Below are 13179 nucleotides of genomic sequence, written 5' to 3' on the forward strand. Positions count from 1 at the left end.
AACATCAATAAAATACGACCTTTCTCCATGCGAGACTGCGTTGTCCGAGATCATTCATGTCTGCAGCATAATACATGCGGACAGCCTGTCCCCCGGTTTGATCTCCCTCTTCACTGATCAGGTTGGGATACATGGCCTCCTCCTCACCCAGATTGAGGGATATAGGGGCCTCCCACGCAATACCGTCGGCACTCGTCGAAAGACAAATGCGTCGGCTCCACGAATGATAGACCATCACCCATTTGCCTATGTAGTGGTTCCACATGACCGACGGATTTCCGCCGGCATAGGTATCGAGATTGGCGATCTTGATGTTTGCGCCGCCGAGTTGTGTCTGCCCGTTGCAGCCTTCGACGGTGAATGCTTTGCCATCCCATTTTTTCCAGGTTCCGGCAGCTCCGGCCGGATCCTCCGAACAGGCCATCGTGATCATGTAGTTTCCGGGGTCATCGCAATAGCCCGAGTAGTAGCATATCCAGACTTTGCGCGCGTCGTTCCAAACTACGCACCCGTCTCCCAAGCCGTAGGACTCACCCTGCCCGGCGGGATTTTCGGGTTTGGGGTCGGTTCCGGAAAGGATCCGTCTGCCCGTTTCCCAGGTCAGTCCGTTGTCCGAGGAATAGGTGACGCCAATGGACTTATAGGCGGCGGAGACTCCGGGCCAATGGCTCTCGGCATGGAAGAATCCGGCCAACCGACCGTCCATGAGTTTATGCACGCCGATGAACCATGCGCCGCCGTCGTAAAATCCGGATACGGGTTCGATGCACTTGCCAAAGACCTCCATATCGGAGGTCAAGGCATTGACGTTCTCATCGAGCCAGGGACTGGCGGATACCTGTCGCAGGGAATTGTCCGCAGACCAGTAGGTCGTAAACAGTCCCGAATCATCGTATTTCCCGACGGAGATCTTTCCGTCAAGCCAGAGCATATACCGGGGAATGTGGGGATCCTGCCAACAGATGTTGCGGTCACCGACGACGAACGTTCCAAAATCGGTGTAATCATCCGGATTGAAATCCGCATCGAATTCGTAGGGTTTCGAACTGGAACCGTTGTTGTAGGCATGCGCGAGGTCAAGATCGCGGTCACAGGACGACAGTGCGATCATCAGAGCGGCACCAGCGACGTATAATGCATGTGTTTTCATGGTTTCGTAATTTGAATGAAGGATCGGGTTTTATTTCCAAAGCGGATTCTGTTCGATCTTCCCATTCGAGGCGTCGATAACATCCTGCGGAATGGGGAAGATTACGTGTTTGGGTTGGAAGTTCTGCGCCTGGGAGGTCGCCACGCTCGAATACTTGGCCAGTTTCTTCACGCCTTCCTCAAGTTTTCCGAAGCGGACCAGATCGTACCAGCGCTGTCCCTCGAAGCAGAGTTCGAAACTACGCTCGGCGAGCAGGGCCTCGGCGAACTTGTCGCCGTCCATCATCTTCAGATCAACCGCTTCATTCGGAGTCTTGATATCGACTCCGAAACCACGGCGTCGCACCTGGTTGACATATTCGAGCGCTTCGGGCGAAGGAACTTCGTGAGCCCGCCAAACGGCTTCGGCATACATCAGCAACACGTCGGCATAACGGATGATCGGAAAGTTGATCGGATTTGCCCAGTTTGCCCATCCCGGCCCCCGTCCCTCCTCAGTCAGGGCATGGCGGAACTTGTAGGCGTAGTAGATCGGTTCGGAACTGAGATCCTCCTTGACGAGATTCTGATTGTCGTCGTAAACATATTTGAAGCGAGCGATGTTGTCGCGGCGCAGATCGGCGGGATCGTACGTTTCATAGAACTCCTGGGTACTCCATACCGCAGACCAATAGAGGTTATTGGGGGTCTGAACACCATCGATAGTTCCGACCTGGCCTCCGTAGGTGGTTGTACCGTTGTTGGCAAACTCGACATCGAATAGGTATTCGGAACTGTATTCGTTCGACGCATCGAACAGACTGAAATAATCCTTCACGAGCTCAAAACGACCGCTCTGGATAACCTCGTTGAGTTCGACTTCGGCTAAAGCCGCAGCTTCGGAGTCTTCCAAAGGTTCGCCGGCCATTTGCAAATAGACCTTGCCGAGCAGGGCTTTGGCTGCGTAGTAGTGAGCCCGGCCGTTCGCATTCGACACCGGAAGGTTCCCGATGGCTAGTTTCAGATCACTGACGATTTGTTCGTAGACTTGGGCCACGGAAGACTTTTCAGTCTGCACCATTGTGAGATCGGTAACTTCGTGGTTGATGATCGGCACCTCACCGAAAAGCCTTACCAGATGGAAGTAGTAGAAGGCCCGCAGGAAATAGGCTTCGCCGAGAATCCGTTTCTTCTCGCTTTCATTGCCGATATCGGTGTCAGTCAGACGGTCTATGATAACGCAGGCGCGTTGTATCCCGCGATACTGGACATACCAGGTTCGGGAGATGTAGCGGTGCGAAGGGGTGTAGGTGTAGTTGCAGAGTTCTGTCTCGTTTCCGTCAATGTTGGTCGGAATGATCATCTCATCGGTTCCGACGCGCCCAAGGATGAGGAAACCCTGAAAATAGGACCCGTATCGGTCGCCATTGGCCCATTCGGCCGAGAGCAGCATGTTATAAACGCCCGTGAGTCCCATGTCGAACTCTTCAGCAGTCTTGTAAAAATTGGAGGTCGCCACGGTACTTTCGAGGGGGACATCGAGGAAGTCGCTGCACGCCGAGAAGATACAGCCTGCAACCGCGATAACGACAAAGCGGCCGAGTCGCGAGTATGCGGAGGTGATGAACTTTTTCATGATGGAGATCGTTTTACTGGAACAGAATGTTAATACCTGCGGTGAAGGTGCACGGGCGGGGGAAGCAGCCGTAGTCGAAGCCCGACGTGAGGATATTGCTCATGCTGCTGGAACCTTGGTTGGAGTACACCTCGGGGTCGTAGCCCGAGTATCGAGTGAGGACGAAGAGGTTTTCTCCGGCGATATAGAACTTGATCGAGCCGATGTGGCTGTTAGGGCCGAACCATTTGCGCGGACAGGTGTAGCTGATCCGTGCAGAGCGGAGCCGCAGAAACGAGGCATCTTCGACGAATGCCGAGCAGACCGCTCCGTTCGTCATCGTGGAGTATTGCGTGCTTGCAAGGTTCCGGGGCGACCAACGCTCCTCGAAGAATGCCATTTGGTTGTTCGTGGTTCCGGTGAACGCTGCGAGCTGATTGTAGTTTGCGTTGTAGACGTTGCCTCCGTATGAATATTGGAACGAGAGGTTGAGGTCGAGGTTCTTCCAGGTGAAGTTCGTGCCGAAGGCTCCGAAGAAATCGGGTGTCGAGTTTCCGATTACGGTCCGGTCGTCGGATGTAATCTTTTCGTCCTTGTACAGGTCGGCGAAGCGCATGGCCCCGGGTTTTTCGGCTCCGGTTTCGACGGCGACATCAGGCTTCGGCGTTATTCCGTCGATTTCGAAATCATTTAGTCCATAGACACCTTTGGTGACGTATCCGTATATGTCTCCGATCTCTCCGCCCTCTTGCAGGATGACGGCATTCTGACCGCTCAGACAAGTGACACCCAGCAGGATCGGGGCTCCGCTCTGGCCGAGTTCAAGAATTTTGGTCTTGTTGCGGGCGAAGTTGGCGAAGAAATTCCATTTGAAATTCTTGTGGTTGATCAACTGGGCGTTCAGGCTCAACTCGATACCGCGGTTGCGCATTTTGCCGATATTCTGCCATGCCTTGTCGAATCCGACGATGTTAACAACGGGAGCCTCAAGCAACAGGTCCCGGGTAACCTTGTCATAGAAGTCTGCCGTGAATTTCAGCCGGTCGTTCCATAACCCGACCTCCAATCCTGCGTTCACTTCGCGAGTGGTCTCCCAGGAGAGGTTTTCATTAGCAATAGACAAAGAAGACTGCCCGATGGTCTCAATGGTTCCGAAGGAGTAGTTCGTTCCGTAGAGCTGCGAGTAGGAGCCCGAGGTGGGGACATTTGAGTTGCCAACCTCGCCCAGACTCAGACGCAGTTTGAGGGCGCTGACGGTATTTTGATTCTGCATGAATCTTTCGCTGTCGATGTTCCAGGCTAATGCACCGGAGAGAAACGTACCCCACTTGTCGTTGATGAAGCGCGAGGTAGCATCGCGGCGGAGGGTGAAAGTGGCAATGTAACGGTTGTCGTATGAGTAGTTAATTCGACCGATGAGCGAGACATACCGGACCTGCTCCTTGCTGGAGTAGACGTTGAAAACTTTAGCCATCTGGGCATTATTCGATCCGAGATCCTCGTATTCGTATTGAGAGGTTTCGCTGCGATCGTAGAAGTTCGTGTATCCTTGTTCAGTCATGCCGACGAGGACGTTGAGACGGTGTTTCCCGAATACGGGCTTCCAGGTGAGCGTGTTTTCGTTGATCCAACTTCCGGATTCAGAACTGCCGATGATACCCTGCCCCTTATAAAAGTAGCCGCGGGGCGTCGAGGTGGGATAGAACTGGCGGTCTTTGAGCGAATAACTGTCATATCCTGCCGTGATGCGCAAGGTCAGATTCTTAAGGATATCGGCCTCGACATAGGCATTGAGCATCATTCGGTTGATGCGTTTGGTGAGTTCGGTCTCATTGGCGATGTTGACCGGATTCCCGTGATAGTTGTCGATATAAGAGTCGAGCGAGGACTGCGAGACGCCTGCACGGCGGAAATAGGCCTGAGTCGTTTCGTCGAATTCGAAAGGAAGAGCCGTCAGGGCCGAAGTGATGACGCCTGCAACCTGGGACGTGCCTTCGCCGCCGGTCGGCACTCCGTCGTCGACGATTCGGTTATAGCCGATATCGACACCCGTGCGTATAAAATCCGTGAATCGGTGGTCGATCGTAGCTTTAGCCGTGAGTTTCTGCCAATTCGTGGCGATGAGGACCGATTTGTTCTGCATGTAGGAACCGGAGACGAACATACTCGTTTTTTCAGTAGAGTGTGAAATAGATAGCGAATGGTTTTGAATAAATCCGGTACGAAAGATTTCATCCTGCCAGTCCCGCGACTGTACGTCTCCGATTGTGCGGGGTTGCATGGTGATAGGGTCCGTGAACAGGTGGTTGTTCGAGGAGTTTCGATCAACCTGATAGGCGGCGTACTGGCGAAAATCCATCATGTCATACCGCTTATTCATCTGTTGAAATCCGAAGTAGGTGTTGTATTGGATCTTTCCGCTGTCGCCCCGGCCTCGTTTGGTGGTAATGAGAATGACTCCGTTGGCTCCGCGGTTACCATATATTGCCGTTGCCGAGGCGTCTTTTAGCACTTCGATCGAAGCGATATCGTCGGGGTTTATCATCGAGAGCGAGGACATGCCGGTGTCATATCCGTCTATGCCACCCCCGGTGGAGGTGCTGACATCGAAGAGCGGGAATCCGTCAAGGACAATCAGCGGGGCAGTGGAGCCGGTCAGGGAGTTTGCACCGCGGATAAGCATGCTCGACTCCGAGCCGGGTTTTCCGGATGAGGAGTTGACCATCAGACCGGCCACTCCGCCAGCTAAAGCGTCGTCAACGGAGAAAAGTACCCGGTTTTCGAAGGCATCGGCCTTGATCGAGGCAACAGCTCCGGTCATGTCCTTTTTCCGTAGGGCACCGTAACCGACTACAACGACGTCGTCTATCTGAAGGTCGGAGGGTGAGAGTACGACATCGATCAGGGATCGCTGCCCGACGGATTCGCGAACCTCCCGGTACCCGAGGAAGTTGAAGACGAGAATATCTTTGGATGAACGGACTTTGATCCGATAGAAACCCTTGGCATCGGACGTGGCACCGACGGTGCTGCCTTCGATGATTATCGACGCGCCGGCGACAGGCTTTCCATCCGGGGAGGTAATCGTACCGCTGACGGAGGTCTGGGCCCGGAGACTCGAAGCAATGAGCAGCAAGCCGGCCAGTAAGAAAACGAATCGTTTCATAGCGAATAGTTTATTCGGGTTATTCTTCGATAAGATTGATTTGTATGTCGTCCAAATACCAGTTTACATCAGCGGAGCCGGCTGACAGAAGAGCGAATTGGGGATAGGTGTTTAGCAACGATTCGTATTTGGCGCTTGTGGCCGTGAATTCGAACCGGACCTGTTTCCACTCTGCGGAAGGCATCAGCTCCGGAGATGCCGGGAGTGTGATCGTTTCGGTAAGCGGATATTCGATATTACTCCAAATTCCGAACATCTCTTCCACCTGTTCCTCGAAAGGAATATCGGGGAAGTAGATGCTCCAGTGGTCACTCGCAAGTACCTGGAGGTATTCATTCCAAGACCAGGAGGGCAGATTGTTATAGATGCCCGTCAAGACGATAAGCGAACCCTCCGCGGCATCCGTTTTCTGCCAGAAGGAGACTTCATATTTTTGTCCGGCAACGAGTTGGGCGTTGCAAACCCAGTTGTCTCGCGTGAACAACTGATAGATGACTCCCGGTTTGAGCGTTACCTTGAGGGCCTGCTTCGAGCCATCGGCCCCGCCGCTGACGATGGAGGTGTTAGTCGTCAGATCATCCGCGGAAGTGGTCGTGTTCCAGAGCGTCCATTTTCCAATGGACGAAAGTTCGAACCGCCAGGGATCATAATCCTTCTCGGGAATGGGGTGCAGCATTGGATAGTTTCCGACAATAAAAGTCTGTTCGACGGTAGTTGTCATTCCGTCGTCGGCCCGAGTGAGTCTGCAGGAGATTCGGGCTCCGTTTTTGTTGGCCGAAGTCCAGGTGACCACTGGGGCGGGATCAGTCGACGAGGAAGGCGTACCGCCTTCGAATGTCCATTGGTAGGATGTCGGATTACCCTCGACTTCGGTAAGGCCGAACGAGACGGGGGTATCGAGCCGAATACAGCCTTTCGGTGTAAGTTCCAAGGCTTTGATCCGAGCCGAAAGCGGGTAAAATACCTCAATGTCGAACGATTCGGACTGCACCTGACCGTTGAGAAAATGGATTGTAAGGGTTACCGTCTTTATGCCTTTCGAATTGAATACGACGCTCGGTTCGGGATCCGTGGAGGTCGCAGGTGTTGCGTCTTCGAAACTCCACTCGCGGGTTTCGACCCCGAGCGAAAGGTCCGTAAATGTAGCGGGTTTCCCGACGCTGAATTGTGATTCCGCGCCGTAGCTCCAAGCGAATTCGTAAGGTTGTGTCCACTCGTCCGAATCGTTGTCACAAGCAGCCAGTACCAACCCAAAGGCAAGAACCGGCACGAGATGAAAGAATAGCTGTTTCATGGTTCGCAGTTTTTGGAATGTAGGTATTTTTTCGGTCAGGGAATCCGGAGTGCTTTCTTGCATGAAGAATTCCGGCGTCCCTGTCCGAATCATGGAATCATATTCTCAAGATATGTATTCCTCGGAATATTCGGATTCTGCCCGGTGAGACTTCCGGGCCCAAAGGAGGCGGATCGGATGATCCGACCCCGGCGGATAGAGCATGGAGAGAGAAAATGATTCATTTGCGTTGATTTAGTTTAGGTTTTCAAATTGCCGCATTTGGTGCAGCTGATGCAAAGGAAACTATTAAAAACCTAAAAAATCAACGCAAATGTCTCAAAATACACGGATGACGGGAAAAGTATTTTTTAATTTATTTGAGAAAATCGTCCGGGGTCATTTCTGCGTCTCGGGCTCGTTTTTGGAGAAGATTTCCGACGCGGAGTCCACTTTTCCCGTTTTGCTCCGGTTCCGGAGGGCGAACTCCTTGGGGTAGAGTCCGAATTCCTCATGGAAGATTTTGGCGAAGTGGCTGAGATTGGTGTACCCTACGCGATACATTACCTCATTGACAGGAAGTGTTCCGTCTTGGGCAAGGAATGATGCAGCGTGCTTTAGCCGGATGCTGCGAATGAATTGTATGGGCGTCAACCCCGTGAGGGCAAGAATACGCCGGTAGAGCTGTGATCGTGACACGCCGATTTTGCGGCAAAGCTGTAGGACGTCAAATCGCGGATCAGCTATTTCGGTCTCGATGGTTTCGGTACATTTGACAAGGAAACGATCTTCGGATTTCTCCACAGCGACTTCTGAAATGGGAATCTCCTTTATAGGTTGACTGTTTTTGTGGATTTTATTCTGTCGGGCAACAAGGTTGTCGATACGGGAGAAGAGCACTTCAAGGGAGAACGGTTTTGCTACATAAGCGTCGGCTCCGACACGGTATCCGGATACTTCGTAGTTCTGCAGATTGTGGGCCGTAAGTAGAATGACCCCGATTGCCGAAGTCCGGGAATTCTCCTTGATTTTGCGGCAAAGTTCGATTCCCGACATTCCCGGCATGACGATGTCTGTAAGCACCAGATCGGGCTGTTCATTGATTGCCTGACAATAAGCCTCCTCTCCATTTCGTGCCGTCGAGACGTTGTATCGGTTCTCCAGCGCGCTTCGAAGATAATCCCGCAAGGCGGTATTGTCCTCGGCCACGAGAATCGAAACTCTTTTTCCATCAGATGCAGCTGCTCCGTGGCGCGTATTTTCTTCCAGGAGCCCGCACTGCATTCCACGATCGTTCCCGATTGCGGTTTCCGCCGCCATCTCCGATTCGAATTGATCGTCACCGAAGTCCGACAGCGCGGAATCCATCCCTATCGGGAGATTCTGAAATGGCCGACCCGGGACCTTGTCGGAATCTTTGATCTGTTCGGGAGCGAGGTGCGCACATCCCTTCGGGATCCGGACCCGGAAGAGCGAACCGACGTTCAATTCGGATGCGACTTCAATTTCTCCATGATGCAGAGTAACGATATGCTTGACCAGGGAGAGTCCGATGCCGATGCTTTTTTGCGGCGAGTTGTTGTTTCGAGCCTGGTAAAAACGTTCGAAGATCCGGGACTGTTCATCCCGGGCTATTCCGATTCCATTATCTTCCACCGAAATGGTTACCGACAGCTGTTGCTCTTCACAGACGAGATTCACTTTCCCTGAACTTTTCCGACTGTATTTGAATGCGTTGTAGAGCAAATTAGCGATAACGATCTCCATTTTCCGACGATCGATCCAGAGTATGAGCGGATCGTTCGGAATCTCCTGCGAGAACTGTATCTGAAGTTGGTCGGCCAACGGCTTGAACAGTTCGGCTATACCGCGGAGGAATTCCGACGCATCGGTTTGCACAGCCGCGAGTTCCATTTTGTGGCTTTCGTATTTGCGCAAGTCGAGGATTTGTTCCAGCAGGGTCTTCAATGCCCCCGCATTGCGGTTGACGAGTTCCAGTCTGTTGCGCGTCGTTTTTCCGATATGCGGATTCAAGAGCAGCTCTTCGACTGGGGCTGTAATCAGCGAGAGCGGCGTCTTGAGCTCGTGGGCGATATCGGTATAGAACTGTAGCATGTTGGCGCTGCTCTTCTGCTCTTCATAGTATTTGTTGCGTTCGAGCTCTATCTGGTGGCGCTCCTGTAGTTTTCGCAGTGAACGGCGGTGCCATCTGTAGAGAAAAAGGATGGTTAGCGCAATGTAGCAAAGCCAGGCCAAGCGTGTGGCATAGACGGGCGGACGTATCGTGATTTCGAGCACCGCAGGGGCCTGAGACCAGTATCCGTCTTCGTTCGAGGCATATACGACCAGCCGGTAGCTGCCCGGGCGCAAGTTGGTATAGACGGCTTGAGGCGACAGTCCGCTGGTGTAGTTCCAGTCGGTGTCGAAATTCTCCATTCTATATTTATAGGTATTGTACTTGGGATCGACGTAGGCGAAGGCCGAAAATTCGAAGGTGAGGTTGTTGCAGTTGTAGGAGAGGTCGAGTTTGTTGAGCCGGTTGATGGCGCGCGGCAGGACGACGCGTCCGCAAACGGAATCTCCGGCCGAGACGGTCTGATTCCGAATCTTAAGCCGGGAGATGGCCGTGCGCGGGCGGATGTCGTTGTCGGTGATGCTGTCCGGATGGAAAATGTTGAACCCCTTTACGCCTCCGAAAACCATCTCGCCGTTGCGGAGTCTGTACGATGCCCAGATTTTGAAGGAGTTGCTCTGCAATTGGTCCTTTACCGTAAAATGCCGGATCGAGTGATCCCGGGGATCGAAGCGGGTGATTCCGTAGCCGCCGATCCAGAAGGCTCCGTGGTCGTCCTCCTGCAGGCTCTCCAGTTCGTTATTGAAGAACCGGGAGTTGGATGTGTCGAAACAGCTGAAACGGGGCGTTTTCCCGCCGCAACGACCTTCGGTCATAAGGAAGAGACCTTCGCCGATCGTTGCGATCCAAAGACCCCCCCTCCTTCCGGTCACAGTGAATCGTCGAGATGAAGGCATCGGAACTACACACCTTCCGTTCACGGGCGTTCGTAGCGGCGAGTTCGATTCGCTGGCAGTTCGCCTTGCCGTCGGCATCGAATACGATTCGGTTCAGCCCCGAGCGGGTTCCGATCCAGATGGTCTTATTGTCGGTGACGGTATCGGGGTAGATGTCCGTCGTGAAATTGGAGCATAACGAATTGGGATCATCTCCGTTGTGGGTATAGTTGATCCACTGCCCGGTTTTGAAATCCCCGTGGGATGGAATGTATTCGAAACATCCCCGGTTCGAGCTGATCCACAGGTGTCTGTCGCGATCTTCAACGATTCGGAACACGGACAATTCCCCGTCGATGACCGGATGTTTGAGTTGTCGGGCCCGGACCTGACCGGTCTGTATCGCCCGGTCGATATCCCGGCTGTCGATGACCCACAATCCTTTGTCCCACGTTCCGAGCCAGATGTCGCCGTTTTCGGCCATAAAGAAGGCTGATACGGTTGCAAATTGGATGCTCGGCAATCCATTTATGCGCAGCTCCCGGAAAGTTGCGGAACTTCGATTAAACAGATTGATGCCGCCATGTGTGCTGACCCAAAGTATTCCGTCGCGGGCTTCGAGGAACGTGATGATCCGATTTTCACACAAGCCCTGCGCTTCGGTATAGCATTCGATATGTTTTTCGACGACATTGAGCCTACTCAAGCCGCCGCCGATCGTTCCGATCCAAAGCACCCCGGAACGATCCTCGAACAGTGCGCTGATCTCAAAGGAGTTGACGGCATGAGGAATGGGGAGTTTGGGGTGGTAGTGAACAATCTTAATACCATTCCGGTCGTATTTGTACAGTCCCCGGTTGAAACTTCCGACCCAGATGTTTCCGTGATTGTCCTGCGTCGTGACCCGGGATGAGAAGTCACAGATTCTCTGTAGGTCGTCGGTTTTCGGATCATAGATCCGAACGCCCGATCCTCCGGAAAGCGCGATTTTGCCGTCTGCGAAAGACTGCATCGAGAAACAGCGGGTTTTGATTTCATCCCGGAGGATATTTTGTATCTCCTCGGTTTCGGGGTTATAGATGACGGGGCCGGCATCGGTTGACAGTAGCAGTCTGCAAGAATCCAAGGCGGTTCCGCACTGTATGTAGAATCCTCTCCATCGGTTCTTGACATGCAGATAAGTGGTTGCTCCTCGGAGTGTGAGGTATCCCAATCCGTCGTTTCGACAGACCCATACGGTACCTTTTCGATCTTCGAAAATGTTGTTGATCACCTGGTCTGCAGAGGTTGTCGGCTCTTCGGCGACCGGAAATATCGTTTCGGACACCGGATCGTAACGGTTCAGCCCTCCGGATTCGGTTCCGATATAAAGGGACGAATCCCGGGCGACGAATAGGCAGAGTATCCGGTCGCTGGTGAGGTCGGAATTGTCGGTCCGAAAGGTTTGGAGTCTGTATCCGTCGTATTTACTCAGCCCGCTGAATGTCGCGAACCAAAGATAGCCGTCACGATCTTGCGTAATCGCATTTACGTCGCTGTGCGGGAGTCCTTCGTCCATCGAGAGGGTCTGGATTCGGTCATAGGAGGCGGCAGCGGCGGGGAGCGGCGGAGATAAGAATCCGACGAAGTACAACATGACATTGAACGGAAACGACCGGAGGATGGAGGGAATAAATCGCACGTCGCATGAAATTTTTTCGAAAGTTAAGATAAATCTTCAATTCTTCAAAATTCGTATTTTCCAAGTGGAAGCAGGCAAAGCCAACGAATATTTATGAGGAAATGTATTAAAAAGCAAATAATTAAGTAAAAAGATAAAAAAAGAACCGAAGATTATTTTTTAGCCGGGACAAATCCATCGATATATTGAGTTGATTGTAGTAATGGTAAGAACAGGCCTGACGAGTTTGTTAGTCACAGCAATCAGAGCTACTTTGAATGGTTTTTCATTTGCCTTTAATCGGATATAACACTCCCGACTATTGTAACGCAAGGCAGTCCAAAAGGCAATATAGAGTAAAGATCGCAGACGTTCATCGTCATTCCGGTTGATATGTTCTCTGATATTTACGGATGTTCTTGATTGTTGATAGGTTGGACATATTCCGATGAAGCGGGATAGTTGCTTTGCATTGTCAAAGTAGGTAAACCCTTCGGTGGTAAGGATCCGTATTGTAGCCTGCGAGGGCATTTTGTAGATGGGAGGATTCATCTTCTCCCCGTACATGGCGATCATGTAGGCGTCTTTTTCGTCGGTTTTGGTAACGGGCATCATCATTCGGGAAAAATGCTTGATCTGCTTTTTTTTTGGGGGGGGGCAAAACTGACGGCAATACCGTTCTGATGTAGCAGGTACAGCAGCAGCCGTAATTGCTGGTAGCTTCCATAACGCAATGATGCTCAGCGACAGCAAGCGTACCGATGAGCTCACGCATTCCCGCGGTTGTGTTAGGGAAAGTCTTAGTAGGGTTGCCGTTCGTTGATGGATAAGCCGCTACGAAACTGCTCTTGCTGATATCGATACCTCTGTAAACCATAATAAAAAACTTTAAGTGAAAATTACATCTTGTAAAACCATCGTCGCGGACATGGGCTCTACTCGACTTCACGAACAGTTCAGCTTTAAGATGCAATGCATGGGGACGGAACGTCATAAACGGTTTCTAAAACCAATAAAAGCTCTGTCTTACTTCATGCTTGATACTCCAAAATCAATTCAATTGTTTAACAATGTATGACCAAAGATTGAAGAACTCAAAACAGGGAAATTGAATAATTTGAACTATATCTTCGGTCGCGTTTGATAACGACGAACTCCTCGTTGAAGATTCTTTTGACGATAAATTGGCTCCGATTATGCTCCAGTCCAGCCTTACAAAGCATCTGCTTAAAGCGGATATTCTCTTCCGTCGTGAGTTTGAAATTATACCTGTGGACTCTGGGATCTGTCGTTGTCGGGCGTCCGATCCTCTTTTTCGTGGTTGTCAT

7 protein-coding genes and 1 pseudogene are annotated in these 13179 nt (G+C 51.9%); all 8 read right to left on the reverse strand.

The features are described from left to right. Positions 1–4 precede the first annotated feature (4 nt). Positions 5–1150, reverse strand: a complete 1146-nt coding sequence (locus ACESTR_RS12900; protein ID WP_014774950.1) for a hypothetical protein — start codon at positions 1148–1150, stop codon at positions 5–7. 30 nt (positions 1151–1180) lie between these two features. Continuing rightward, on the reverse strand, positions 1181–2764 hold the full coding sequence (locus tag ACESTR_RS12905) for a RagB/SusD family nutrient uptake outer membrane protein (RefSeq protein WP_009598411.1): 1584 nt from the start codon (positions 2762–2764) through the stop codon (positions 1181–1183). 13 nt (positions 2765–2777) lie between these two features. Next, positions 2778–5909 (reverse strand): SusC/RagA family TonB-linked outer membrane protein, encoded by a 3132-nt coding sequence (locus ACESTR_RS12910; protein WP_373179353.1) that lies wholly within the window; start codon positions 5907–5909, stop codon positions 2778–2780. Positions 5910–5928: 19 nt separating this feature from the next. Continuing rightward, positions 5929–7203 (reverse strand): PKD domain-containing protein, encoded by a 1275-nt coding sequence (locus ACESTR_RS12915; RefSeq protein ID WP_014774949.1) that lies wholly within the window; start codon positions 7201–7203, stop codon positions 5929–5931. Positions 7204–7581: 378 nt separating this feature from the next. Then, positions 7582–9885, reverse strand: coding sequence for a response regulator (locus tag ACESTR_RS12920; protein WP_290442087.1), 2304 nt, complete (start codon positions 9883–9885; stop codon positions 7582–7584). A 169-nt stretch (positions 9886–10054) separates the two neighbouring features. Next, on the reverse strand, positions 10055–11872 hold the full coding sequence (locus ACESTR_RS12925) for a two-component regulator propeller domain-containing protein (protein ID WP_373179354.1): 1818 nt from the start codon (positions 11870–11872) through the stop codon (positions 10055–10057). Between the two features lie 159 nt (positions 11873–12031). Continuing rightward, positions 12032–12622 carry a transposase gene (locus ACESTR_RS12930; RefSeq protein ID WP_276770128.1) on the reverse strand — a complete coding sequence of 197 codons (591 nt, stop codon included), beginning with the start codon at positions 12620–12622 and terminating at the stop codon, positions 12032–12034. A gap of 362 nt (positions 12623–12984) precedes the next feature. Then, a pseudogene (locus ACESTR_RS12935) lies at positions 12985–13179 on the reverse strand (hypothetical protein); the annotation flags it as partial.

The sequence above is a fragment of the Alistipes sp. DJF_B185 genome (assembly GCF_964250025.1).
GTDB lineage: Bacteria > Bacteroidota > Bacteroidia > Bacteroidales > Rikenellaceae > Alistipes > Alistipes finegoldii.

Bases quoted from the DNA above. Each gene is read 5' to 3' on its own strand.
- ACESTR_RS12900 (WP_014774950.1), bottom strand. From the start codon at position 1,150: ATGAAAACACATGCATTATACGTCGCTGGTGCCGCTCTGATGATCGCA.
- ACESTR_RS12905 (WP_009598411.1), bottom strand. From the start codon at position 2,764: ATGAAAAAGTTCATCACCTCCGCATACTCGCGACTCGGCCGCTTTGTC.
- ACESTR_RS12910 (WP_373179353.1), bottom strand. From the start codon at position 5,909: ATGAAACGATTCGTTTTCTTACTGGCCGGCTTGCTGCTCATTGCTTCG.
- ACESTR_RS12915 (WP_014774949.1), bottom strand. From the start codon at position 7,203: ATGAAACAGCTATTCTTTCATCTCGTGCCGGTTCTTGCCTTTGGGTTG.
- ACESTR_RS12920 (WP_290442087.1), bottom strand. From the start codon at position 9,885: ATGGTTTTCGGAGGCGTAAAGGGGTTCAACATTTTCCATCCGGACAGC.